A 23,999-nucleotide genomic window follows, 5' to 3' on the forward strand; every position below is an offset into this window, starting at 1 on the left:
CGGCTCTTGGTCCGTGAAGTTGACGCGCAGTATAGCGACAGGCCCAAGACCGGCAAAGCGCTGGCTGTGCCCGATGGTCACTGAAAGTGGGTAGAATGCGGTTTTTTTCCAGCTCGGGGGTGCGCTTTGCGCGAAATTGTCCTGATTAACATCACCGGCGAAGATCGTCCGGGTCTTACCGCAGCCATTACCGGTGTCCTGGCCCAGGGTGGCGTGACCATCCTCGATATTGGCCAGGCCGTGATCCACGACACCTTGTCGTTTGGCATCCTGGTCGAGATCCCGAGTACCGAACAGGCCTCGTCCGTGCTCAAGGACATCCTGTTTACGGCCTATAAGCTGGATCAGCAGGTACGTTTCACCCCGGTTTCCGAGGAGGATTACCAGCATTGGGTCGCTGGCCAAGGTAAAAAGCGCCATATCGTCACGCTATTGACGCGCCGGGTGACTGCTGAACAATTGCAGCGGGTCAGCTCGATCACTGCGCAATATGGCCTGAATATCGATCATATCGACCGTTTGTCGGGCCGTATGCCGCTGGACATGCCGGCGGACCAGGGCAAGGGCTGCATCGAGTTCTCTGTGCGCGGTGAACCGGCCGATCCCCAGGCCTTGCGCGCCGAGTTCCTCAGCGTGGCCCAGGAACTGAACGTGGATATCGCCTTCCAGGAAGACTCGTTGTTCCGCCGTAACCGGCGCCTGGCGGTATTCGACATGGACTCGACCCTGATCGAAGCCGAAGTCATCGATGAGTTGGCCAAGGCTGCGGGCGTTGGCGAGCAAGTTTCTGCGATCACCGAGCGCGCGATGTCGGGTGAGTTGGACTTTCGCGCCAGCTTCAAGGAGCGCCTGGCGCTGCTCAAGGGCCTGGACGTCAGCGTCCTCGACGCCATCGGCGCCTCCCTGCGCTTGACCGAAGGTGCCGAGACCCTGTTCGCCGAGCTCAAGCGCCTGGGCTACAAGACCGCGATCCTCTCGGGCGGCTTTACCTACTTTGCCAAGCAATTGCAGGCCAAGCTGGGCATCGACTATGTATTCGCCAACGAGCTGGAAGTGGTGGATGGCAAGGTGACGGGCGTGGCGGTCGAGCCGATTGTCGATGCGCAGCGCAAAGCTGATCTGCTACGGGAGTTGGCGCACAAGGAAGGCTTGCGTCTGGAGCAAACCATTGCGGTCGGCGACGGCGCCAATGACTTGCCGATGCTGGCTATCGCCGGGCTGGGCGTGGCGTTCCGTGCCAAGCCGCTGGTCAAGCAGTCGGCCAAGCAGGCGATTTCGACCTTGGGGCTGGACGGTGTGTTGTATCTGTTGGGCTTTCGCGACCGCGACGGCCAGCTGTAACAATCCGACCCTAGTGTTGAAATGCGTTTAAAAATGTGGGAGCTGGCTTGCCTGCGATAGCGGTGTTGGATTCACCATCGCTATCGCAGGCAAGCCAGCTCCCACATTGATTGGGTTCCAGCTTCAGGTTTTTGGGGGATCAGGCTTTTGGCAGCGCGATACCCTGGCCCATCTGCACTGGCGTTCCCGCCACCAGTTCTTCATCCCACTTCACCTGATCCGGCCCAAACAGCACGATAGCCGTCGAACCCAGCTTGAAGCGCCCCAGTTCCGCACCTTTTTCCAGAAAGATCGGTGCACGGGCGGCTTCGTCGTAGCGTACGGTTTTCAGCTCGCGCTTGGGCGGCGTCACCAGCCCGGCCCATACGGTTTCAATCGACGCCACAATCATCGCGCCCACCAATACCACGGCCATCGGGCCGCGTTCGGTATCGAACAGGCAGACAACACGCTCGTTACGCGCAAACAGCTCCGGCACGTTTTCGGCGGTGGTCTGGTTGACCGAGAAAATCCGCCCAGGCACATAGACCATTTCCCGCAGGGTGCCGGCCAGTGGCATGTGCACGCGGTGGTAGTCCTTCGGCGACAGGTAGATGGTGGCAAAGTCGCCGCCCATGAACGGTGCGGCAACGGCGGCGTCGCCACCGAGCAATTCCAGCACACTGAAACTGTGGCCCTTGGCCTGGAACACACGACCGTGCTCGATCGGGCCGAGCTGGCTGACGGCGCCGTCTGCCGGGCTCAACACCGCGCCCGGGGTTGGGTCCAGTGGGCGCGCGCCGTCTTTCAGGGCACGGGTGAAGAAGGCGTTGAAGTGCTCGTAAGCTGTCACATCCTCCACCAGGGCCTGGGACATATCCACCTGGTAGCGCTTGGCGAACCAGGTGGTGAAGGCATTCTTGAACCAGCGCACGCGGCATTCGGCAATGCAGCCGGCCAGGCGCGACAGCAGGTGATGGGGCAGCAGGTGCTGGCTGAGGATAAACAAACGCTTTTTCATGAACTGTCCTTAAACCTTAAATCTCGACGGGGGTGTCGGGGTGGTTGCCCCATTCGCCCCAGGAACCGGCATAACCTTTGACTCGCGGATAACCGAGCGCCTTGGCCACCAGGTAGGTGAAGCCAGAACGGTGGTGAGTCTGGCAGTGGGTAATGATTTCTTTGTCTTTGGTCAGGCCCAGGTCTTCGAGGATCTGCGGCATGTCGCGGCGGATCCGCAGGTTGCGTGCCTTGTCCATGCCGGCGGTCCATTCAAAGTTGACTGCGCCGGGAATGTGCCCGCCCTTGGCGGCGAGGACTTTTTCGCCGCTGTACTCCAGCGGGCCACGGGCATCCCAGATGCCCAGGTCGGCAGCGCCGAGGCGGCTTTGCAGGTACTCGCGGGTGGCGGTGGGCTCGTCGTGCAGGGTCAGGCTGGCTGGGCCGCCGACGGCTGCGGTGGCCTCGGTGGACACGGGGTGCTGTTCATCCAGCCATGCCAGCAGGCCGCCATCAAGGTAGTGATATTTTTTGTGGCCGATCACGTCGAGCAACCAGATAAACCGCCCGGCCCAGCCGCCGCCTTCGTCGTCGTACACCACGTAGGTGGCGTCCGGGGTGTGGCCCAGTTCGCCGAACAGCTTCTCCAGGTCGGCCTTGGCCGGCAGCAGCCCCGGTGCCGGAGGTTGGCCCAGTTGGGTGCGCTTGGGGTCAACGAAGTGCGCGCCGGGGATATGCCCCTGGGCATAACGGGCGGCGCTGGTGAGGTCTACCAGAATCAACGGCTCGGCGGCGAGGCGGCCAAGCAGGTCGCTGGGTTCGATTACCAGCGGCAAGCCAGAAAAGTCAGGCATATGAGGTCTCCCGGGCACGCGGTTGGGCGATATAAAGAAGGCGATTGTAACACAAGCATCAGGCGGTGCGGTTGGTAAAGCAGTGCAGGGCTTTCTCGATGCATTGGGCGGTTTTGCCGAAGGCCTGCACAGTGGTTTCGGAGAACGGCCCGCCACCCTGGTCGGCAATCATCAGCATCACCACCCGGCCGTTACAGCTCAGGGAGCGCAACAGCAGGTGCTCGCCGACGAACAGGCGCTGCAATGAAGCGGGCAGCAGCGCCGCAAATTGCGCGTGGTTGTCCGGGGTCAGGCGCACTTGCGCAGATTTTTCCAGCAAGCGTTGCAGCAGCGTGCTGTGGGCGGCCTCAAGGCTCAGGTTGGCGGCGTCCCTGGGCAGGCCATCGACCTGATGTACGCGTAAAGTGGCCAGCGCTTTGTCCGCCATCAGCAGCATCACACGCTGCATGCCACTGGCCACCAGGGCCTCCTTGGCGCAAGTGGTCAGGTGCATGGCATTGGCGAAGCGGCTGGGTTCCAGCAACAGCTCGCTGCAACGCTTGCGCCACACCGCAAGGGCTTCGGCCGTCGGTGGCGGTGCTGGCAGCAGGCCGCGGTGCACCCGTTGCACATGCCACGGCCAGATCAGCGCCAACGCCGGGTGCCAGAGGCCGGCGGTCAAGGTATGGCGGGCGCTGATGACGGCCTGTTGGTGCACCTGTTGCTGCACGTCGGCCAGCGGTTGTTGCAGATACAGCGCGGTGAGGTACTGCCAGCGCTGGGTGTGCGGGCAGGTCCAGGACTCCTGGGCCGCCAGTGCCATGCCATTGGCCAGCAGCACGGTGTTGGCCGGCTGGTTCAGCCAGCGGCGCAGCGTTGGGTCGTCATCGAGCTTTTGCTGCTGGCTCAAGGGCGCTTCATCGCGGGCGATGTGCAGGGCCTTGACCAGCAAGCGTTGTTCCTTGAGCAGCAGTTGGTAGCCCTGGGACACCCAGATCGGCAGGCGCCAAGTCTCGGTCAGCCCCAGGCACAGCTCCAGCAGGCGCACGCCGAACAGTTCCTGTTCGACCTTGCGTGCCGATTGGCCCTTGTGGATCACCCGCAGTTCCCATTCCTCCAAAAGCTTTGGGTAGGCCACGGCCATCGGCCACAGCGGCGAGAGAAACAGCAGGCTGCCCCAATGAATATCCTGCCACAGCCGCGCCAGGCGGCTGGCGAACAGGCCGTTGGCCTGTTGCGAGGCATGCTGGCTGATCAATTGCAGTTGGCGCAGGGCCACGGGGATTTCATTGAGCGGCACTGACGGCAGGCGCGCGAGCAGTTCTTCGGTGCGCTTCAAGCCGAGGCGGTTGATCGCCACTTCAAGGTTTTCTGCAGGTTCTGCCAGGCTGCCGTGGGCCTGGTTGTTGGCTTCGCGCATAACGCTCAAAACCAGCGCCGGGCTGTCTTGCATCAGCTCTGCAATATCTCGCAACGAACGGCGGCTGTCGCCGATCGCCCTGCACACGGCAACATGGCTCGCTTGCGGGACGGGCAGGTGAACCCCGTCCAGGCGCTTGATCCAGCCGGCCAGGGAGTTGGGTGTGGAGGTTGGAACGGTCGTTTCGTTTGCCATGATTGGGGCGCGATCATCACTTGCGGTCAACACGCCCGGAGTGGGCCGAACTGGCTTTTCGCCTTAACGGGCTATAGTCTGGCGCAGTTTTGCCGATAAGTAGAAGAAGAGTTTTTAGATCTTCCGAATATGTCCATGAACCCGACGGCGCAAGTACTCATCCCCTATGGCTAAAATTATCGGCATCATCGTCGTCATCGCAAGTGTGCTCGGCGGATATGTTCTGTCCCACGGTAAAATTGCTGCGCTGATCCAGCCCTTTGAAGTGCTGATCATCGGTGGTGCGGCGTTTGGCGCTTTCCTGCAGGCTAACCCAGGCTACATGACCATGCACGTGGTCAAAAAGTCGCTGGGCATGTTCAGCTCGCGCTTTTCCCACACCTTCTACCTGGAAGTGCTGGGCCTGGTCTACGAGATCCTCAACAAGAGCCGCCGCGAAGGCATGATGGCCATCGAGGCCGATATCGAGGACGCTGCGGCGAGCCCGATCTTCGCCAAGTACCCGACCGTGCTCAAGGACGACCGCATGACCGCATACGTCTGTGACTACCTGCGCATCATGTCCTCCGGCAACATGGCCCCGCATGAACTCGAAGGCCTGTTCGACATGGAGCTGTTCAGCCTCAAGGAAGAACTCGAACACCCCGCCCATGCGGTGACCGGTATCGCCGACGGCATGCCCGGTTTCGGTATTGTCGCGGCGGTGCTGGGTATCGTGGTGACGATGGCCTCCCTGGGCGAAGGCGACCAGGCGGCGATCGGCATGCACGTCGGTGCCGCCTTGGTGGGGACCTTCTTCGGTATTCTCGCGGCTTATGGCTTCTTTGGACCGCTCGCCACCTCCCTGGCCCACGATGCCAAGGAAGAGCTGAACGTCTACGAGGCGATCAAGGCTTCCCTGGTGGCATCGGCCTCTGGCATGCCACCGTCCCTGGCGGTTGAGTTCGGGCGCAAGGTCCTGTACCCGAAGCACCGTCCAAGCTTTGCCGAGCTGGAACAAGCAGTTCGCGGTCGCTAAGCCATGGAAAACAACCAGCCAATCATCATCAAGCGCGTCAAGCGCTTCGCTGCCGGGCACCACGGCGGCGCCTGGAAAATTGCCTTCGCCGACTTTGCGACGGCGATGATGGCGTTCTTTTTGGTGCTGTGGCTGATGTCCACCGCGACGCCGGAACAAAAGATCGCCATTGCCGGCTATTTCAAGGATCCCATCGGCTTTTCCGAGAGCGGCACGCCGTTTGTGATTGACCTGGGCGGCTCGCCAGAGTTGGCCCCCGAGCGCACCATCAACCCGGAGGTGCAGACCGAAGCGCCTCAGGAAAATATCCCGATCGAGCGCCAGACCGTCGAGAGCATGGCCGAGCAGGTCGAGCAGGAGCGCCTGGAGTTGTTGCTGCAAGAATTGCAGAACAAGGTCGATGAGAACCCGCAACTGCAAAAATTCAAGGATCAGATCCACTTCGAGATCAGCGCAGACGGCTTGCGTATCCAGATCATGGATGCTGCCAATCGACCGATGTTCGACTCTGGCAGTGCGCGCCTGAAGCCTTACTTTGAAGATATCCTGCTGGCCATGGCCGACACCATCAAGGCGGTGCCGAACAAGATCAGCGTCAGCGGCCACACCGATGCCAAGCCATATTCGGGCCTGGGTGATTTCGGTAACTGGGAGCTGTCTGCCAACCGCGCCAACGCCGCCCGCCGTGCCCTGGTGGCCGGCAGCTATCCCGATACCCAGGTGGCGCGCGTGGTGGGGTTTGCTTCATCGCAGCTGTTTGATGCCCAGGACCCGTTCAACCCGATCAACCGGCGCATCGATATTGTGGTGCTGACCAAAAAGGCCCAGCGCGCCATTGAGGGTGAGCAGGGCGCCACGCCGCCGGTGCCGACCCAGGGCGATGGCGCGCCGGGTGAAGTACCGGTGGACCCGAACGCGTTACCGCCAGAGCAGCAGCCGTTGCCGGCCCATGAGTTGCGGCAGAAGCTGAATCTGTTTGATGAGGGTGGGGTGAAGGATCCTACGGTGCCTGCGATAGGGTCGTAAGCGTACCGTCTCAATGAAAACGCCCCGATCTGTCGGGGCGTTTCCTATTTAGGCTCAGAGTGGGAGGTAAGCTTTGACGCCACTGATCACACCTTTCATATCATCGGTCTGCAGGCGGGGTACGAAGTACTCCCGACCTTTGGAGCGGGTCTTTCTATGGAGTTTGTCGAGGCGCTCGAAACTCACGGTATAAATCATGTCGCACTTTACCCACAGCTCTTTGTAGCCATCGGATTGAAGTGGATTGAGGTGCAGTAGGTGGTGCCCGTCATGCTGGACTGTGGGGGCGGTAGAGGAAATAGGTACCACAGTGCAGAGCTTGCGATTGTGGGTGGCAGTAGGGGATATCACCACGACTTTGCGGATCTTCAGCATTTCAGGGGCGACAAAGCCTCGTGTGAAATCGCAGAGAAGAATATCGCCTTGTTTGGGGTGATAGTAGAGAGTCAATCGAATGTCCCGTAAAAAGCAAAGCCGCCCGAAGGCGGCTTCATTCGACACGCAGTGGAGCTTGCTTCGCCCCTTCTGCGCCGCTGGATCAACTCCGGGAAGGATCCAGACTCCTGCCGACTTTCGCCGGTAACGGAGTGATTATGGGCATCAGGAATTCCGAATTCAAGCTGGCTTGTGTCGACGAGCCACCCAGTTGTCCTGAATTCTTGATGCCGGCCCCTATTAAATCAATGGAGTAGGGGGTTGCAGGCTGCACTTTATGTGTATCAAGGCATGGCCACTCAGTAGCTGCTCTCCGGCAAGCTGGCGATGATCGAGCGATAGCTGTTCATCCGCTGCTGCTGCACGCGCCCGTCTTCCAGGGCCTTGAGCAAGGCGCAGCCTGGCTCGCGGTCATGCTTGCAGTCGCGGAAGCGGCAGGTGCCGATCAGGTCGTTGAACTCGATGAACCCCGCTTCTACATCGGCACGGCTGACGTGGCCCAGGCCGAATTCACGGATGCCGGGGGAGTCGATCAGTTCGCCACCGCCCGGGAAGTGGAACAGGCGCGCGGTGGTGGTGGTGTGCGTACCCTGGCCGGACAGTTCCGACAACGGGCCGACGCGGGTCTCGACTTCCGGCAACAGGCTGTTGACCAGCGACGACTTGCCCACGCCCGACTGGCCGACGAACACGCTGATGCGCCCGTCCAACTGCTGTTGCAGCTGCTCCATGCCATTGCCATGGTGCGCCGAGACTTCCAGCACCGGGTAGCCCAACTGCCGATACACCGCGAGCAAGGCATTGAGCGCCGGGGCGTTCTGTTCGTCGATCAGGTCGAATTTGTTCAGCAGCAACAGCGGGCGGATGCCGGCGTGTTCGGCGGCCACCAGGTAGCGGTCGATCAGGTTGGCGTGGGGCTCGGGCAATGGCGCGAAGACGATGACAATCATGTCGACGTTGGCCGCCACCGGCTTGAGTTGGCCACGGCTGTCCGGGCGACGCAGTTCGGTGGTGCGCGGCAGTTGCGCGACAATCACCCCGATGCCCTGGTTGCCGGCGCGCCACACCACCTTGTCGCCGGTGACCAGCGCCGGCAGGTTGGCGCGCAGGTGGCAGCGGAACACTGCACCGGCCAGCTCGCCTTCCAGGGCTTCGACTTCGACCTGCACCCCAAAGTGCGCGATCACCAGGCCCGTTTGCTCGGGGCCCAGGTCGCCACCCTCCAGCGCTTCCACGGCAGAGGATTCACGTTTGGCGGCGCGGGCAGCGCGTTCACCCTGGATCTTTTCGATGCGCCAGTTTTGGCGGCGGTTGAGCTGGCGTTTGGCCATTGGTGTTCCGTGTCGATAATGCATAAGGTTGGATAAAACGGTCGCGAGTCTAGCACGCCCGGCCTGCTAAACTGCGCAGCTACGCCAAGGTGCCAAGGAACCACGACATGCAAAACCCACAGAACCTGATTTGGATCGATCTGGAAATGACCGGTCTGAACCCTGACACCGACGTCATCATCGAGATGGCGACCATTGTCACCGACAGCAACCTCAACACCTTGGCCGAAGGTCCGGTGATCGCCATCCACCACAGCGACGCGGTGCTGGCCACCATGGACGAGTGGAACACCCGCACCCACGGCAACTCGGGCCTGACCCAGCGCGTGCGCGACAGCCGCATCAGCATGGCCGAGGCGCAGGCCCAGACGATTGCCTTCCTGGAGCAGTGGGTGCCCAAGGGCAAGTCGCCGATCTGTGGCAACAGTATCTGCCAGGACCGCCGCTTCCTTTATACCCATATGAAGGAGCTGGAAAGCTACTTCCACTACCGCAACCTGGATGTGTCGACCTTGAAAGAACTGGCCGCGCGCTGGGCACCGGAGGTTAAAGACAGCTTCCACAAGGGCAGTACCCACCTGGCACTGGATGATATCCGCGAGTCGATTGCCGAGTTGCAGCATTACCGCAAGCATTTCATCAAGGCTTGAGTTCGTGGCGCCAGGGCCGGTGCCATTGCGGGCAAGCCCGCTCCCACAGTTGCTGTGTGGCCCTGCCCAAATCCCCTGTGGGAGCGGGCTTGCCCTAATGCCAGTCAGTTAAGCGGATTCTGCTTTCTGTAGGAGCGAGCTTGCTCGCGAAGGACGTCAACGATAACGCGTGTTTGCTAGGTAACCGCGGCGCTCTCAAGTTCTTCGCGAGCAAGCTCGCTCCTACAAAAAGGCTTAACTGACTGGCATTAGGGCTTGCCCGCGATGGCGGTGGATCAAGCAAGGATGTCTCGACTGACCTACCGCTATCGTAGGCAAGCCACACATTTGATCGCATTCCAAGTGTGGGCATGCTCGGTCTTTCGCCGAGCGCCCCCTTTTGGTGCCCCCGCCAAATGATTAGACTGCGCGCCTCTTTGCAAGGATCGCCATCATGCTGTTGATGCTCTACCTCATCGCCATCACCGCCGAAGCCATGACCGGCGCCCTGTCCGCCGGCCGGCGCGGCATGGATTGGTTTGGCGTGGTGTTGATCGCCTGCGTGACGGCGCTGGGTGGCGGTTCGGTGCGCGATGTGTTGCTTGGCCACTACCCGCTGACCTGGGTCAAACACCCGGAATACCTGGTGCTGACCTCTGTCGCGGCATTGGTCACGATCTTTATCGCGCCCTTGATGCGCCATCTGCGCTCGCTGTTCCTGGCGCTGGATGCCGTAGGCCTGGTGGCCTTCACCCTGATCGGCTGCATGACGGCCCTGGAAATGGGCCACGGCATGCTGGTGGCCTCGGTCAGCGGGGTGATCACCGGGGTGTTTGGCGGGATCCTGCGGGATATCTTCTGTAACGATATCCCGCTGATCTTCCGCCGCGAACTGTATGCCAGCGTGTCGTTCCTCGCCGCCTGGTGCTACATGCTGTGTCTCTATCTGGAACTGCCCAGCGAGCAGGCGATCCTGCTCACCCTGTTCAGCGGCTTTCTATTGCGCCTGCTGGCGATCCGCTTTCATTGGGAAATGCCCAAGTTCGTCTACAACGACGAACACTAGCGTGTTGCGTGCTGGTTCAGCGCCCATTCCACATGTTCGCGGACCAGTTCGGAGGGGTAGTCCCGCCGCGCCTTCAAGGCTTCCAGCACTGGAATGCTGGAGGGCGCGTTGCCCAGGCCCACGGCCAGGTTGCGCAGCCAGCGCTCATAACCGGCGCGGCGCAGGGGCGAGCCTTCGGTGTTGCTGAGGAATTTATCCTCATCCCACATAAATAACTCGGCCAGTTCGGCGTTATCCAGATTATGGCGCGGTTTGAAATCGCTTTCGGCTGAAGATCTGGCGAAACGATTCCACGGGCAAACGATCTGACAGTCATCGCAGCCGAACACCCGGTTGCCAATCAGCGGTCGCAGATCCTCGGGGATCGCGCTCTTGAGTTCGATGGTCAGGTAGGAAATGCAGCGCCGGGCATCCAGTACATAAGGCCCGACGAAGGCATTGGTCGGGCAGATGTCCAGGCAGGCGGTGCAGCGCCCGCAATGTTCGGTGCTGTGGGGCGGGTCGACGGGCAGCGGCAGGTCGACAAACAACTCGCTGAGGAAGAAGTAGCTGCCGGCCTTGCGGTTGAGGACCAGGGTGTTTTTGCCGATCCAGCCTAGACCGGCCTGTTCGGCGATGGCTTTTTCCAGCACCGGGGCGCTGTCGACAAAGGCGCGGAAACCAAACGGGCCGATCTGCGCCTGGATGCGGTCGGCCAGTTGCTGCACGCGCTTGCGGATCAGCTTGTGGTAGTCGCGGCCCAGGGCATAACGGGAGATGTAGGCTTTTTCGGGTTGGGCCAGCCGTTGCGCCATGTGCGTGTCGCCGGGCAGGTAATCCATGCGCAGGGACACCACGCGCAAGGTGCCGGGCACCAGTTCGTCCGGGTGCGAGCGTTTGCTGCCATGGGCGCCCATGTAGTCCATCTCGCCGTGATAGCCCGCGTCGAGCCAGCGCTGCAGGTGCTGTTCATGCTCGGCCAGGTCCAGGCCGCTGATGCCGACTTGCTGAAAGCCCAGCTCGCGGCCCCAGTCTTTGATCGATTGGGCGAGGGCGGGCAGATCGGTGGTAATAGCAGGCATGAGACGAGAGAAACCGCAGGTTAGATGCGTATAATTCTGCCAGACATCGGAGCTTGAAGACGCATGCCGCAGACAAAACACGAAATAACCGACGTTCAGCCCCTGTTGCCCGGCTATTTGCCGCAACTGGCTGCGCGTTCTCCAGGGGCCCATAAGGGCCGGTTTGGTCATGTACTGGTGATCGGCGGCGACCATGGCTTTGGCGGCGCGGCGCTGCTGAGTGCCGAAAGTGCGCTGCGCAGTGGTGCTGGCCTGGTGTCCCTGGCGACCCGCAGCGAACATGTGCCGGCCGCCTTGACCCGTTTGCCGGAAGTCATGGCGCGGGGCGTGCATTCGGCCAATCAGTTGATGGGCTTGTTGGAAAAAGTCTCGGTGATCGTGATCGGCCCGGGCCTGGGCGACATGGCCTGGGGCAAGAGCCTGCTGTCGGTGGCGGCCAATGCCCGGCAACCCCAGGTCTGGGATGCTGATGCCCTGAACCTGCTGGCCGCCGGCCATGTCACGTTGCCGGCCGATTGCGTGATCACGCCGCACCCGGGGGAGGCGGCGCGGCTGATGGGCATCTCGACAGCCGCGGTTCAGGCCGACCGGCTTAAGGTAGCGCGCGCGCTGAGCCAGAAATTCAACGCCGTCACGGTACTCAAGGGCGCGGGGAGCTTGATTGCCAGCCCGGATGGGCGGGTAGCGCGTTGTGACCAGGGGCATCCGGCCATGGCCTCGGCGGGCCTGGGCGATGTGCTCGCAGGTTTGCTCGGCGCGCTGCTGGCCCAGGGTATGCCGGCGTTCGAGGCCGCCAGCCTGGCGGTGTGGTTGCACGCCATGGCGGGCGAGCGCCAGGGCGCCTTGGGTCGCGGCTTGGCGGCCAGCGATCTGATTCCGGCCATTCGTCAGTTGTTGGAGGAGCAGTCACCGTGTCTGAAGTAACGCTGTTTATCGCGGATGAAGAGGCCATGGTGGCTTTTGGCAAACGCATTGCGGAGATTACCCAGGGCGTGGGCCTGATTTTCCTGCAGGGTGACCTGGGCGCCGGCAAAACCACGCTGTCACGCGGCATCATTCGCGGGCTTGGGCACGCCGGCGCGGTGAAAAGTCCGACGTTCACCCTGGTAGAGCCTTACGAGATCGGTGACGTGCGAGCGTTCCATTTCGACCTGTATCGCCTGGTGGATCCCGAGGAATTGGAGTACATGGGCATCCGCGATTACTTCGATGGCGACGCCTTATGCCTGATCGAGTGGCCGGACAAGGGCACAGGCTTTTTGCCAAAGCCCGACCTGACCATTACCATTACCCCGCATAACCATGGACGTCAGTTGAAATTGTTGTCCCAGAGCGCACGCAGTGAGTCCTGGTGTGCCGCTTTGGCTTTGGAATTCTAATAATGGGTGGGTTAGGTATGCGCTTTCGCGCGTTGGTTGCTGTCGTGGGGGTGTTGCTTGCGGCAATGACTGTCAATGCTCTGGCCGCTTCACAGGTAAAAAGTGTGCGCCTGTGGCGAGCGCCGGATAACACGCGACTGGTGTTCGACCTGTCTGGCCCGGTCCAGCACAGTGTCTTTACCCTGACGGCGCCTGATCGCCTGGTGATCGACATCAACGGTGCGACCCTGGCCGCGCCCCTGAAGGTCTCCACCGCCAACACGCCGATTACCGCCATGCGCTCGGCCCAGCGCACGCCGACCGACCTGCGGGTGGTCATCGACCTGAAGAAGGTCGTTACGCCCAAGAGCTTTTCCCTCGCGCCGAACGCCCAGTATGGCAACCGCCTGGTGGTCGACCTCTTTGACAACCCGGCCGACGCTGCGCCAGCCCCGGCGCCGACCCCTGCCGTTGCTACCACACCGGCGGTGCCGGTCAACCCTGCGCAGCCCCAGGTCAAGTTGCCACCACTGCCGCCAGCGCCGGCCGGCAAGCGTGACGTCATCGTCGTGATCGACGCCGGCCACGGCGGTGAAGACCCGGGCGCTTCGGGCTCCCGTGGCCAGCACGAAAAAGACGTGGTCCTGGCCATCGCCCGGGAGCTGCAGCGCCAGATCAACGGGATGAAAGGCTATCGTGCCGAACTGACCCGTACCGGCGACTACTTCATCCCATTGCGTGGGCGTACTGAAATCGCGCGCAAGAAGGGCGCCGACCTGTTCGTGTCGATCCACGCCGACGCCGCACCATCGAAGGCGGCCTTCGGTGCTTCGGTGTTTGCCCTGTCGGATCGCGGCGCCACGTCCGAGACCGCGCGCTGGCTGGCCGACAGCGAAAACCGTTCCGACTTGATCGGCGGCGCCGGCAACGTGTCTTTGGACGACAAAGACCGCATGCTCGCCGGTGTATTGCTGGACTTGTCGATGACCGCCTCGCTGACCTCCAGCCTTAACGTCGGGCAGAAGGTGTTGAGCAACATGGGCCGGGTCACGCCGCTGCACAAGCAGCGGGTGGAGCAGGCTGGGTTTATGGTGCTCAAGTCGCCGGATATCCCGTCGATCCTGGTGGAAACCGGCTTTATCTCCAACGCCAACGAAGCCAACAAACTGGCCAGCGCCAGCCACCAGCAGGCGCTGGCGCGCTCCATCAGTTCCGGCGTGCGCCAGTTCTTCCAGCAGAACCCGCCACCGGGCACCTATATCGCCTGGCTGCGCGATTCCGGGAAGATCGCCCAGGGCCCGCGTGATCACCGGGTGCAGCCTGGCGACACCCTGGCCATGCTGGCTGTACGCTTTCAGGTGTCGGCCGCTGCATTGCGCAGCGCCAACAGCCTGAAGACCGATGAACTGAAAGTCGGCCAGGTGTTGACCATCCCCGGCACTGAATTGGCAGCACAGCAATGAGCGAATCGGTATTGAACAGCGCCTCGCGCATCGAACTGCTCAGCCCGCGGCTGGCCAACCAGATCGCGGCGGGCGAGGTGGTCGAGCGCCCGGCCTCGGTGATCAAGGAACTGCTGGAAAACAGCCTCGACTCCGGCGCCAGGCGCATTGACGTGGATGTGGAGCAGGGTGGGGTCAAGCTGCTACGGGTGCGCGACGACGGCAGCGGGATTTCCTCCGATGACCTGCCGCTGGCGCTGGCGCGCCATGCCACCAGCAAGATCCGTGACCTGGAAGACCTTGAGCGGGTGATGAGTCTGGGCTTTCGCGGTGAGGCGCTGGCGTCGATCAGCTCCGTGGCGCGCCTGACCCTGACTTCCCGCACCCGTGGCGCCGAACAGGCCTGGCAGGTCGAGACCGAGGGCCGCGACATGGCGCCTCGGGTCCAGCCGGCGGCCCATCCGGTGGGCACCTCGGTGGAAGTGCGCGACCTGTTCTTCAATACCCCGGCACGGCGCAAATTCCTCAAGGCCGAAAAAACCGAATTCGATCACCTGCAAGAAGTCATCAAGCGCCTGGCCCTGGCCCGTTTCGACGTGGCTTTCCATCTGCGCCACAACGGCAAGACCATCCTCAGCCTGCACGAGGCCAACGACGATGCCGCCCGCGCCCGACGTGTGTCGGCGATCTGTGGCGCGGGGTTCCTGGAGCAGGCGCTGCCGATTGAAATCGAGCGTAACGGCCTGCATTTGTGGGGCTGGGTCGGTTTGCCGACGTTCTCCCGCAGCCAGGCCGACTTGCAGTATTTCTTTGTGAATGGCCGGGCAGTGCGCGACAAACTGGTGGCCCATGCGGTGCGCCAGGCCTATCGCGACGTGCTGTTCAATGGCCGGCATCCGACCTTTGTACTGTTCTTTGAAGTGGACCCGGCGGTGGTCGATGTCAACGTGCATCCGACCAAGCACGAGGTGCGCTTCCGTGATGGGCGCATGGTCCACGATTTCCTGTATGGCACCTTGCACCGCGCCCTGGGCGATGTGCGCCCGGATGATCAACTGGCGGCGCCGATTGTCACCGCCATCGTCCGCCCTACAGGGCCGGAGGCCGGCGAGTTCGGGCCCCAGGGCGAAATGAGCCTGGCGGCCAACCTGCTGCAATCGCCGCAAGCCCAGCCAAGTTACCCGGCGCCGGGTTCCGGCGCGGGGGCGGGCTATCAGTATCAATACACCCCGCGACCGCAATCAGCGGTGCCGGTGGCCGAGGCCCAGGCGGCCTATCGTGAATTCTTTGCGCCGCTGCCCGGTGCCGAGCCGGGTGCAGTGGCGCTGCCGGAAGGTGGCGGCGATATCCCGCCCCTGGGGTATGCCCTGGCCCAGCTCAAGGGCATCTATATCCTCGCAGAAAACGCCCATGGCCTGGTGCTGGTGGACATGCACGCGGCCCATGAGCGGATCATGTACGAGCGCCTGAAGATCGCCATGGCCAGCGAAGGCCTGAGCGGCCAGCCATTGCTGGTGCCGGAGTCCCTGGCGGTGAGCCAGCGCGAAGCCGATTGCGCCGAGGAGCACCTGGCGGTGTTCCAGAAACTGGGTTTTGAATTGCAGCGCCTGGGCCCGGAAACCCTGGCCATCCGGCAGATTCCCGCCTTGCTCAAGCAGGCCGAGGCCAACCGGCTGGTGGCTGACGTGCTGGCGGACCTGATGGAATACGGCACCAGTGACCGGATCCAGGCGCATATCAACGAACTGCTCGGCACCATGGCCTGCCACGGCGCGATCCGCGCCAACCGGCGCCTGGCCCTGCCGGAAATGAACGGCCTGCTGCGGGACATGGAAAACACCGAGCGCAGTGGCCAGTGCAACCATGGCCGACCGACCTGGACCCAGATGGGCCTGGATGATCTGGACAAACTATTCCTGCGCGGCCGCTGATGAGCGCCCTACCTCCCGCCATCTTCCTGATGGGCCCGACGGCCGCTGGCAAGACCGACCTGGCAATCGAGCTGACCAAGGTCTTGCCTTGTGAGCTGATCAGCGTCGATTCGGCCCTGGTTTACCGGGGCATGGACATTGGCACGGCCAAGCCGTCCAAAGAACTGTTGGCCGCCCATCCCCATCGTCTGATCGACATTATCGATCCGTCGCAAAGCTACTCGGCGGCGGATTTCCGTACCGATGCCCTCGCCGCCATGGCGCAGATCACCGCACGGGGCAAGATCCCGCTGCTGGTGGGCGGCACGATGCTCTATTACAAGGCGTTGCAGGAAGGCCTGGCAGAGATGCCGCCGGCCGATCCACAGGTGCGCGCCGAGATCGAAGAAGAGGCTGCGCGCCTTGGCTGGCAGGCCCTGCACGAGCAGTTGGCGGCGATTGACCCGGTGTCTGCCGCACGTATTCACCCCAACGACCCCCAGCGCCTGAGCCGGGCCCTGGAAGTCTGGCGGGTGAGTGGCCAGACGATGACGGCCCATCGCCTCAGACAATCTGCGCAAAGTACTGATGCAGGCACCTCTGGATCGGGACAATTGCCCTATACTGTCGCCAATCTGGCCATCGCTCCGGCGAATCGCCAGGTGTTGCATGAACGAATTGCACAAAGATTCACAATTATGTTGGAACAGGGATTCGTGGAGGAGGTCGTAGCACTGCGTTCAAGAGGTGATCTGCATCCGGGATTGCCTTCGATACGTGCTGTAGGCTACCGCCAAGTCTGGGATCATCTGGATGGCAAGCTGACGTCAGCCGAAATGCAGGAGCGCGGCATTATTGCCACGCGCCAATTGGCGAAGCGCCAGTTCACTTGGCTGCGCAGCTGGACTGACTTGCATTGGCTGGACAGTCTGGATTGCGACAATCTGTCACGCGCCTTGAAATACTTGGGAACGGTCTCCATATTGAGCTGAGTCCTTGCAATTGCCGTCTATCCTTGGGGGTGTGACGGTTACAAACTATTTATTTTTCCGATTTTTTATTATTGATCCTTAAAGGAGTGCGGCACATGTCAAAAGGGCATTCGCTACAAGACCCTTACTTGAATACTTTACGTAAAGAGAAAGTTGGGGTTTCCATCTATCTGGTCAACGGCATCAAGCTGCAAGGTACGATCGAGTCTTTCGACCAGTTCGTCATCCTGCTGAAAAACACCGTCAGCCAGATGGTCTACAAGCACGCTATCTCGACAGTAGTGCCGGTTCGTCCAATTCGTCTGCCTAGCGCAACCGAATCCGAACAGGGTGACGCTGAGCCAGGTAACGCCTGATAGGAGTCTCCTTTGTTCTTTGAGCGCCACGGTGGTGGTGAGCGAGTGATCCTCGTTCACTTGGATGGACAGGACCCTGAGGCGCGCGAAGATCCGCAGGAGTTTCAGGAGCTGGCAAATTCGGCCGGCGCCGAGACCGTCGCGTTTTTTAACGTGCCGCGTCATCGGCCAACCGCCAAATTTCTGATTGGCAGCGGCAAGGTCGAGGAACTACGCGACCTGGTCCATGCCGAAGAAGCCGATCTGGTGATCTTCAATCACATCCTCACGCCCAGTCAGGAACGTAACCTCGAACGAGTCTTCGAGTGTCGCGTGATTGACCGCACCGGTCTGATTCTCGATATTTTCGCCCAGCGCGCCCGTACCCATGAAGGCAAGCTCCAGGTCGAACTGGCCCAGCTTGACCACATGAGCACCCGCCTGGTTCGCGGCTGGACGCACCTTGAACGCCAGGGTGGCGGTATCGGCATGCGTGGCCCGGGTGAAACCCAGCTTGAAACCGACCGGCGCCTGTTGCGGGTGCGCCTGCGCCAGATCAAGGGCCGCCTGGAAAAAGTACGCAGCCAGCGCGAGCAATCGCGACGTGGCCGTTCGCGTGCAGATATCCCTACCGTGTCCCTGGTGGGCTATACCAACGCCGGCAAATCCACGTTGTTCAACAACGTGACGCAGTCGGACGTGTACGCGGCGGACCAGCTGTTTGCCACCCTTGACCCGACCTTGCGCCGTCTGGAACTCGACGACCTGGGGCCGATTGTGCTGGCCGATACCGTGGGCTTTATCCGCCACTTGCCGCACAAGCTGGTCGAGGCATTCCGGTCTACGCTGGAAGAGTCGAGCAACTCCGACCTGCTGCTGCACGTCATCGATGCGGCCGAGCCTGACCGGATGTTGCAGATCGAGCAGGTCATGGTCGTACTGGGTGAGATTGGTGCCCAGGACTTGCCGATCCTCGAGGTCTATAACAAACTCGATTTGCTTGAAGGCGTCGAGCCGCAAATCCAGCGCGACGAGAATGGCAGGCCCCAGCGGGTCTGGCTGTCGGCGCGGGACGGTAGCGGCCTGGAACTGCTTGAGCAGGCGATTGCCGAGTTGCTCGGTGGCGATTTGTTCGTCGGCACCTTGCGCTTGCCGCAGCGTTTTGCTCGACTGCGTGCTCAGTTCTTTGAGCTGGGCGCGGTACAGAAAGAAGAACACGACGAAGAAGGTGTCAGCCTGCTGGCGGTTCGTTTGCCCCGTTCGGAGCTCAATCGGCTGGTGAGCCGTGAGGGCGTTGTGCCGATGGAGTTCCTCGAACAACACACTTTGCAATAAAAGCCTGAGAAAGCGGTTGTGCCGCTGTGGCAGGCATTCTGTAGCATTGGTCGGCGCGCCGTGGGTGCGTCTTTGCTTTATCAGATGGAGAGCGCTATGGCTTGGAATGAGCCGGGTGGCAACTCGAATAATCAGGATCCTTGGGGTGGTAAACGCCGCAATAATGGCGACCGCAAGGGGCCACCAGATCTCGACGAGGCCTTCCGAAAGCTGCAGGAAAGCCTGAATGGGTTGTTCGGTGGTGGAAAAAAACGTGGTGGTGACGACGGCGGCCGCACGAGCAAGGGCGGCGGCTACGGCCTGCTGGGCCTGGGCCTCGTGGCGCTGGCGGCTGTCTGGCTGTACAGCGCGGTCTATGTGGTGGACGAGCAGGAGCAAGCCGTGGTGCTGCGCTTCGGCAAGTACTACGAGACTGTCGGCCCCGGCTTGAATATCTACTTCCCGCCGATCGACAAGAAGTACATGGAGAACGTCACGCGTGAGCGTGCCTACACCAAGCAGGGCCAGATGCTGACCGAAGACGAGAACATCGTCGAAGTGCCGCTGACCGTGCAGTACAAGATCAGCAACCTGCAGGACTTCGTGCTTAACGTCGACCAGCCGGAAGTCAGCTTGCAGCATGCGACCGAAAGCGCCCTGCGCCACGTAGTGGGTTCCACTGCGATGGACCAGGTGCTGACCGAAGGCCGTGAACTGATGGCCAGCGAGATCAAGGAGCGCCTGCAACGGTTCCTCGATACTTATCGCACCGGTATCACCGTGACCCAGGTCAACGTACAGAGCGCAGCGGCACCGCGTGAAGTGCAGGAAGCCTTCGATGACGTGATCCGCGCCCGTGAAGACGAACAGCGTTCGCGCAACCAGGCTGAAACCTACGCCAACGGCGTCGTGCCGGAAGCCCGTGGTCAGGCCCAGCGCATCCTTGAAGATGCCAACGGTTACCGCGACGAAGTCGTGTCCCGCGCCAAGGGTGAGGCCGACCGCTTCACCAAGCTGGTGGCCGAGTACCGCAAGGCACCGGAAGTCACCCGCGAGCGTCTGTACCTGGACACCATGCAGGAAGTCTTCAGCAACACCAGCAAGGTTCTCGTGACCGGCAACAAGGGTGGGCAGAACAACCTGCTGTACCTGCCGCTGGACAAGATGATCGAAGGTGGTCGTAGTGCCGGCAGTACTTCGTCTTCCGCCAGTTCGACTGCCGCTGCCAACGAAGCGAGCGCCCGTGCGGCCGCTGACTTGCAGCAACAGCAAACACGTTCCAGGGAGAGTCGTTGATGAGCAATAAATCGCTGACCGCCCTGATTGTGGGTGTCGTCGTGGTCATCGCTGCCTGGAACTGCTTCTACATCGTGGCTCAGACCGAGCGTGCGGTGTTGCTGCAATTCGGGCGTGTGGTCCAGGCGGATGTCCAGCCGGGCTTGCATGTGAAAGTCCCCTACGTCAACCAGGTGCGCAAGTTCGACGCCCGCCTGATGACCCTGGATGCACCGACACAGCGTTTCCTGACCCTGGAAAAGAAAGCCGTGATGGTTGACGCCTACGCCAAGTGGCGCGTCAAGGATGCCGAGCGCTTCTACACCGCGACTTCCGGCCTCAAGCAGATTGCCGACGAGCGTTTGTCCCGTCGTCTGGAATCGGGCCTGCGTGACCAGTTTGGTAAGCGCACCCTGCATGAGGTGGTATCCGGTGAACGTGATGCGCTGATGGCTGACATCACCCGTTCGTTGAACACCATGGCGGAAAAAGAGCTGGGTATCGAAGTGGTCGATGTCCGGGTCAAGGCTATCGACCTGCCCAAGGAAGTGAACCGCAGCGTGTTCGAGCGCATGAGCACCGAGCGTGAGCGTGAGGCGCGTGAGCACCGTGCCAAGGGTAACGAACTGGCTGAAGGTATCCGTGCGGATGCCGACCGTCAGCGTCGCGTACTGTTGGCAGAAGCCTATCGTGAGTCTGAAGAGGCCCGCGGTGATGGTGATGCTCAAGCCGCGGCGATCTACGCCAAGGCTTATGGCCAGGACCAGGAGTTCTACGCGTTCTACCGTAGCCTGCGCGCCTACCGTGAAAGCTTTGCGAACAAAACCGACGTCATGGTGCTGGACCCAAGTAGCGATTTCTTCCGCTACCTGGAAAAGTCCAAGTAACCCGCTGACTGTCTGGAACCACTCCGTCGGGCGGCTAAAACGCTCGGCGGGGTGATCCTTTCGGAAAACGGGTGTATGATGCGGCAGCCGGGAAATTCCCGGCTTTTTTGCGTCTGCATGTTTGATTGTTGTTGTGCGCTGCAGGCGTGACAGGTTTTTCGAGGAAAGTGCCCGACGAGGCCGTTTACAGGCCATTCGTCACGTCGCTCTTGCGCGTGGTTTATGCAGGGGCCGGGGATTTTCTGCTTCACTCAAGGCTCGCCCAAGGGCAGGCCGGGTCATAGGGGAATGGCGTAATGGCAACGGTAGACCGCTGGCTGCTGCCAGATGGCATCGAAGAAGTACTGCCACCAGAGGCTGCGCGCATTGAAATCGCGCGCCGCCAGGTGTTGGATCTGTTCCAGAGCTGGGGTTACGAGTTTGTCGTGACTCCCCATATCGAGTACCTGGAATCCCTGCTGACCGGCGCGGGCCAGGACCTGGATCTGCGCACCTTCAAGGTCATCGACCCGCAATCGGGCCGGCAAATGGGTTTTCGCGCCGATATCACGCCGCAAGTGGCGCGCATCGATGCGCATACCCTGCGCCGTGAAGGGCCGAGCCGCCTGTGCTATGCCGGCAGTGTGCTGCACGCGCAGCCGCGCGCCTTGTCATCGTCCCGTAGCCCGATCCAGCTGGGCGCCGAGTTGTATGGCGATGCAAGCCCGAGCAGCGACGTCGAAGTCATCAGCCTGATGCTGGCGATGCTGCAACTGGCGGATGTGCCGGATGTGCACATGGACCTGGGGCACGTCGGTATCTACCGTGGCCTGGCCCGTGCGGCCGGTTTGTCCGGCGAAGTGGAGCAGCAGTTGTTCGATGCCCTGCAGCGCAAGGCCATCGACGAAGTGATCGCCCTGACCGAAGGCGTGCCTGCCGACCTGGCCGGCATGTTGCGTGCGCTGGTGGGCCTGTGTGGTGGTCGCGAAGTGCTGACTGCCGCCCGCGAGCGCCTGGCCAACGCGCCGGCCCCGGTGCTGGCGGCCCTGGACGATGTGCTGGCGATTGCCGAGCAGTTGTCGGCGCGCTTCCCGCAACTGCCGTTGTATTTCGACCTGGGTGAGCTGCGCGGCTACCACTACCACACCGGTGTGGTGTTCGCGGTGTTTGTTCCGGGCGTTGGCCAAGCCATTGCCCAGGGCGGTCGTTATGACGATATCGGCGCCGACTTCGGTCGTGCCCGTCCGGCGACTGGCTTTTCTACCGATTTGAAAACCCTGGTGACCCTGGGGCGTGCTGAAGTCGAGCTACCGTCTGGCGGTATCTGGATGCCAGACAGTACGGACGCGGCACTCTGGCAGCAGGTCTGCCAGTTGCGCAGTGAGGGTCAGCGTGTCGTCCAGGCCTTGCCTGGGCAGCCATTGGCCGCCGCCCGTGAAGCGGACTGCGACCGGCAATTGATTCAGCAGAACGGGCTTTGGCAAGTATCGCCACTGGCTTCTTGAGTTTTCCTGCCGGCCAACGCCGGCACCAAGTTTGCGTGAATGAGGACAAGTGTTATGGGTAAGAATGTCGTAGTCCTGGGCACCCAATGGGGTGATGAGGGCAAAGGCAAGATCGTTGATCTGCTGACCGAACATGCTGCCGCCGTAGTGCGCTACCAAGGTGGCCACAACGCTGGCCACACCCTGGTCATCGATGGCGAAAAAACCGTCTTGCACCTGATCCCGTCGGGCGTGCTGCGCGAAGGCGTGCAGTGCCTGATCGGCAACGGCGTGGTGGTTGCACCTGACGCCCTGCTGCGCGAGATCACCAAGCTGGAAGAGAAAGGCGTACCGGTGCGCGAGCGCCTGCGTATCAGCCCGTCCTGCCCGCTGATCCTGTCCTTCCACGTTGCGCTGGACCAGGCCCGTGAAAAGGCCCGTGGCGAGCTGAAGATCGGTACTACCGGTCGCGGCATCGGCCCGGCCTACGAAGACAAGGTTGCACGTCGTGGCCTGCGTGTGGGCGACCTGCTCAACATGCCGCGCTTTGAAGACAAGCTGCGTGAACTGGTGGATTACCACAACTTCATGCTGGTTGGTTACTACAAAGAGCCAGCCATTGAATTCGACAAGACCCTGGCCGAGTGCAAAGAGTACGCTGAACTGCTCAAGCCGCTGATGCTCGACGTGACGGCCGAGCTGCACGACCTGCGTCGCGCCGGTAAAGACATCATGTTTGAAGGCGCCCAGGGTTCGTTGCTGGACATCGACCACGGCACCTACCCGTACGTGACCAGCTCCAACACCACTGCTGGTGGCGTGGCGACGGGTTCGGGCGTTGGCCCGATGTTCCTGGACTACATCCTGGGCATCACCAAGGCCTACACCACGCGCGTAGGTTCGGGGCCTTTCCCGACTGAACTGTTCGACGATGTCGGCGCGCACCTGGCCAAGCAAGGCCATGAGTTCGGCGCCACTACCGGGCGTGCCCGTCGTTGTGGCTGGTTCGACGCGGTTATCCTGCGTCGCGCTATCGATGTGAACAGCATCTCGGGCATCTGCCTGACCAAGCTGGACGTACTCGACGGCCTGCAAACCATCAACATCTGCATCGGCTACAAGGATGCAGAAGGTAATGAGGTTGCCCCGACCGACGCTGACAGCTACGTGGGCCTGCAGCCTGTGTACGAAGAAGTGCCGGGCTGGACCGAATCGACCGTGGGTGCCAAAACCCTGGAAGAACTGCCAGCTAACGCCCGTGCCTACATCAAGCGCGTTGAAGAGTTGATCGGCGCGCCGATCGACATTATTTCGACGGGCCCGGACCGCAACGAGACCATCGTTCTGCGTCATCCGTTCGCTTAATAAGCTGTTGATGTAAAAAGCAAAGGGCCCCATTGGGGGCCCTTTGTCGTTTCTGCGGTGCGCACGGCACGACCCTTGCTATATTTCTCTCTTTCGCGGTGCTATCAATTTAATGGCACCCGTGGTGGAGGGATTCCCGATGTCTGCCGTTCTCTCATTGTTACAAAGCCGGCTGTTGCGGCCGGTGTTCGTTACCCTTGGTATCGCTCTTTTGGTGCAAGTGCTGGTGGCGGTCGCTCTGACCCGGAGCACCGTCACGGCCCTGGAGGCCGATTTGGGCAAGCGCCTGGGCGTGGACAGCCAGAAGCTGTCGGGCGAATTGACC

At 61.6% G+C, this 23,999-nt stretch carries 22 protein-coding genes; 16 read left to right on the plus strand and 6 right to left on the minus strand.

All coding sequences use genetic code 11. The features are described from left to right. The first annotated feature begins 126 nt into the window (after window positions 1-126). Window positions 127-1,341: a phosphoserine phosphatase SerB gene (gene serB, locus AO268_RS24490; RefSeq protein ID WP_076961589.1), complete on the plus strand. Its 1,215-nt coding sequence runs from the start codon at window positions 127-129 to the stop codon at window positions 1,339-1,341. A 139-nt stretch (window positions 1,342-1,480) separates the two neighbouring features. On the opposite strand, the gene asd is transcribed toward serB, so the two are convergent. Genes asd through AO268_RS24505 form a run of 3 tightly spaced genes read right to left on the minus strand, consistent with a single transcriptional unit; the run spans window position 1,481 to window position 4,767 of the window. Next, entirely contained in the window at window positions 1,481-2,341 is an 861-nt protein-coding gene (asd, locus tag AO268_RS24495; RefSeq protein ID WP_076961588.1) for an archaetidylserine decarboxylase, read from the minus strand. Between the two features lie 16 nt (window positions 2,342-2,357). Further along, window positions 2,358-3,173 carry a thiosulfate sulfurtransferase gene (gene rhdA / locus AO268_RS24500; RefSeq protein WP_099170119.1) on the minus strand — a complete coding sequence of 272 codons (816 nt, stop codon included), beginning with the start codon at window positions 3,171-3,173 and terminating at the stop codon, window positions 2,358-2,360. 58 nt (window positions 3,174-3,231) lie between these two features. After that, a complete protein-coding gene (locus AO268_RS24505; RefSeq protein WP_099170120.1) occupies window positions 3,232-4,767 on the minus strand; it encodes an HDOD domain-containing protein in 1,536 nt (511 codons plus the stop codon). A 166-nt stretch (window positions 4,768-4,933) separates the two neighbouring features. On the opposite strand from AO268_RS24505, the gene motA reads away from it, so the two are divergent. After that, on the plus strand, window positions 4,934-5,785 hold the full coding sequence (motA, locus tag AO268_RS24510; RefSeq protein WP_076961585.1) for a flagellar motor stator protein MotA: 852 nt from the start codon (window positions 4,934-4,936) through the stop codon (window positions 5,783-5,785). A gap of 3 nt (window positions 5,786-5,788) precedes the next feature. Next, window positions 5,789-6,811 carry a flagellar motor protein MotB gene (gene motB / locus AO268_RS24515; protein WP_099170121.1) on the plus strand — a complete coding sequence of 341 codons (1,023 nt, stop codon included), beginning with the start codon at window positions 5,789-5,791 and terminating at the stop codon, window positions 6,809-6,811. A gap of 54 nt (window positions 6,812-6,865) precedes the next feature. On the opposite strand, the gene AO268_RS24520 is transcribed toward motB, so the two are convergent. Next, entirely contained in the window at window positions 6,866-7,261 is a 396-nt protein-coding gene (locus AO268_RS24520) for a type II toxin-antitoxin system PemK/MazF family toxin (RefSeq protein ID WP_076961626.1), read from the minus strand. Window positions 7,262-7,545: 284 nt separating this feature from the next. Further along, window positions 7,546-8,577, minus strand: coding sequence for a small ribosomal subunit biogenesis GTPase RsgA (rsgA, locus tag AO268_RS24525; RefSeq protein ID WP_099170122.1), 1,032 nt, complete (start codon window positions 8,575-8,577; stop codon window positions 7,546-7,548). A 107-nt stretch (window positions 8,578-8,684) separates the two neighbouring features. Here rsgA and orn point away from each other — a divergent pair, with 107 nt between their 5' ends. Both orn and AO268_RS24535 read left to right on the plus strand, forming a co-directional pair. Next, a complete protein-coding gene (gene orn / locus AO268_RS24530; protein WP_076961582.1) occupies window positions 8,685-9,227 on the plus strand; it encodes an oligoribonuclease in 543 nt (180 codons plus the stop codon). Window positions 9,228-9,657: 430 nt separating this feature from the next. Then, entirely contained in the window at window positions 9,658-10,272 is a 615-nt protein-coding gene (locus tag AO268_RS24535) for a trimeric intracellular cation channel family protein (RefSeq protein WP_169863991.1), read from the plus strand. Here the strand turns inward: AO268_RS24535 and queG are convergent. Next, a complete protein-coding gene (gene queG / locus AO268_RS24540; protein ID WP_099170123.1) occupies window positions 10,269-11,333 on the minus strand; it encodes a tRNA epoxyqueuosine(34) reductase QueG in 1,065 nt (354 codons plus the stop codon). The two genes, AO268_RS24535 and queG, sit on opposite strands and share 4 nt — an antisense overlap. A 63-nt stretch (window positions 11,334-11,396) precedes the next feature. Here queG and AO268_RS24545 point away from each other — a divergent pair, with 63 nt between their 5' ends. The 11 genes from AO268_RS24545 to AO268_RS24595 all read left to right on the plus strand — a co-directional run bounded on the left by AO268_RS24545 (window position 11,397) and on the right by AO268_RS24595 (window position 23,674). Continuing rightward, the gene (locus AO268_RS24545) at window positions 11,397-12,257 is read left to right on the plus strand and encodes an NAD(P)H-hydrate dehydratase (protein ID WP_076961579.1); all 861 of its coding nucleotides are present in this window, start codon (window positions 11,397-11,399) and stop codon (window positions 12,255-12,257) included. Beyond that, window positions 12,245-12,712: a tRNA (adenosine(37)-N6)-threonylcarbamoyltransferase complex ATPase subunit type 1 TsaE gene (tsaE, locus tag AO268_RS24550; protein ID WP_099170124.1), complete on the plus strand. Its 468-nt coding sequence runs from the start codon at window positions 12,245-12,247 to the stop codon at window positions 12,710-12,712. Before AO268_RS24545 ends, tsaE begins: the two co-directional genes overlap by 13 nt. Before the next feature lie 17 nt (window positions 12,713-12,729). Continuing rightward, entirely contained in the window at window positions 12,730-14,154 is a 1,425-nt protein-coding gene (locus tag AO268_RS24555) for an N-acetylmuramoyl-L-alanine amidase (protein ID WP_076961625.1), read from the plus strand. An 11-nt stretch (window positions 14,155-14,165) separates the two neighbouring features. After that, window positions 14,166-16,064: a DNA mismatch repair endonuclease MutL gene (mutL, locus tag AO268_RS24560; protein WP_169900876.1), complete on the plus strand. Its 1,899-nt coding sequence runs from the start codon at window positions 14,166-14,168 to the stop codon at window positions 16,062-16,064. After that, window positions 16,064-17,035, plus strand: coding sequence for a tRNA (adenosine(37)-N6)-dimethylallyltransferase MiaA (miaA, locus tag AO268_RS24565; protein WP_099170126.1), 972 nt, complete (start codon window positions 16,064-16,066; stop codon window positions 17,033-17,035). Before mutL ends, miaA begins: the two co-directional genes overlap by 1 nt. 95 nt (window positions 17,036-17,130) lie before the next feature. After that, the gene (gene hfq, locus AO268_RS24570; RefSeq protein ID WP_010221594.1) at window positions 17,131-17,391 is read left to right on the plus strand and encodes an RNA chaperone Hfq; all 261 of its coding nucleotides are present in this window, start codon (window positions 17,131-17,133) and stop codon (window positions 17,389-17,391) included. 12 nt (window positions 17,392-17,403) lie between these two features. After that, window positions 17,404-18,705 (plus strand): ribosome rescue GTPase HflX, encoded by a 1,302-nt coding sequence (hflX, locus tag AO268_RS24575; protein WP_076961575.1) that lies wholly within the window; start codon window positions 17,404-17,406, stop codon window positions 18,703-18,705. A gap of 96 nt (window positions 18,706-18,801) precedes the next feature. Beyond that, window positions 18,802-19,980 (plus strand): FtsH protease activity modulator HflK, encoded by a 1,179-nt coding sequence (hflK, locus tag AO268_RS24580; RefSeq protein ID WP_076961574.1) that lies wholly within the window; start codon window positions 18,802-18,804, stop codon window positions 19,978-19,980. Next, complete coding sequence (gene hflC / locus AO268_RS24585) at window positions 19,980-20,846, plus strand: protease modulator HflC (protein WP_010213607.1); 867 nt, start codon at window positions 19,980-19,982, stop codon at window positions 20,844-20,846. Before hflK ends, hflC begins: the two co-directional genes overlap by 1 nt. A gap of 296 nt (window positions 20,847-21,142) precedes the next feature. After that, window positions 21,143-22,330: an ATP phosphoribosyltransferase regulatory subunit gene (locus tag AO268_RS24590; RefSeq protein ID WP_099170127.1), complete on the plus strand. Its 1,188-nt coding sequence runs from the start codon at window positions 21,143-21,145 to the stop codon at window positions 22,328-22,330. Window positions 22,331-22,384: 54 nt separating this feature from the next. Further along, window positions 22,385-23,674, plus strand: coding sequence for an adenylosuccinate synthase (locus AO268_RS24595; protein WP_076961572.1), 1,290 nt, complete (start codon window positions 22,385-22,387; stop codon window positions 23,672-23,674). Window positions 23,675-23,999 lie beyond the last annotated feature (325 nt).

The sequence above is a fragment of the Pseudomonas sp. ICMP 8385 genome (assembly GCF_002699915.1).
GTDB classification, from domain to species: Bacteria; Pseudomonadota; Gammaproteobacteria; order Pseudomonadales; family Pseudomonadaceae; genus Aquipseudomonas; species Aquipseudomonas gessardii.

What these genes read in the sequence shown, in the direction of transcription:
- asd (WP_076961588.1), bottom strand. Translation starts at nt 2,341, where the DNA reads ATGAAAAAGCGTTTGTTTATCCTCAGCCAGCACCTGCTGCCCCATCAC.
- rhdA (WP_099170119.1), bottom strand. Translation starts at nt 3,173, where the DNA reads ATGCCTGACTTTTCTGGCTTGCCGCTGGTAATCGAACCCAGCGACCTG.
- AO268_RS24505 (WP_099170120.1), bottom strand. Translation starts at nt 4,767, where the DNA reads ATGGCAAACGAAACGACCGTTCCAACCTCCACACCCAACTCCCTGGCC.
- motA (WP_076961585.1), top strand. Translation starts at nt 4,934, where the DNA reads ATGGCTAAAATTATCGGCATCATCGTCGTCATCGCAAGTGTGCTCGGC.
- motB (WP_099170121.1), top strand. Translation starts at nt 5,789, where the DNA reads ATGGAAAACAACCAGCCAATCATCATCAAGCGCGTCAAGCGCTTCGCT.
- rsgA (WP_099170122.1), bottom strand. Translation starts at nt 8,577, where the DNA reads ATGGCCAAACGCCAGCTCAACCGCCGCCAAAACTGGCGCATCGAAAAG.
- orn (WP_076961582.1), top strand. Translation starts at nt 8,685, where the DNA reads ATGCAAAACCCACAGAACCTGATTTGGATCGATCTGGAAATGACCGGT.
- queG (WP_099170123.1), bottom strand. Translation starts at nt 11,333, where the DNA reads ATGCCTGCTATTACCACCGATCTGCCCGCCCTCGCCCAATCGATCAAA.
- AO268_RS24545 (WP_076961579.1), top strand. Translation starts at nt 11,397, where the DNA reads ATGCCGCAGACAAAACACGAAATAACCGACGTTCAGCCCCTGTTGCCC.
- AO268_RS24555 (WP_076961625.1), top strand. Translation starts at nt 12,730, where the DNA reads ATGCGCTTTCGCGCGTTGGTTGCTGTCGTGGGGGTGTTGCTTGCGGCA.
- miaA (WP_099170126.1), top strand. Translation starts at nt 16,064, where the DNA reads ATGAGCGCCCTACCTCCCGCCATCTTCCTGATGGGCCCGACGGCCGCT.
- hfq (WP_010221594.1), top strand. Translation starts at nt 17,131, where the DNA reads ATGTCAAAAGGGCATTCGCTACAAGACCCTTACTTGAATACTTTACGT.
- hflK (WP_076961574.1), top strand. Translation starts at nt 18,802, where the DNA reads ATGGCTTGGAATGAGCCGGGTGGCAACTCGAATAATCAGGATCCTTGG.
- hflC (WP_010213607.1), top strand. Translation starts at nt 19,980, where the DNA reads ATGAGCAATAAATCGCTGACCGCCCTGATTGTGGGTGTCGTCGTGGTC.
- AO268_RS24590 (WP_099170127.1), top strand. Translation starts at nt 21,143, where the DNA reads ATGGCAACGGTAGACCGCTGGCTGCTGCCAGATGGCATCGAAGAAGTA.
- AO268_RS24595 (WP_076961572.1), top strand. Translation starts at nt 22,385, where the DNA reads ATGGGTAAGAATGTCGTAGTCCTGGGCACCCAATGGGGTGATGAGGGC.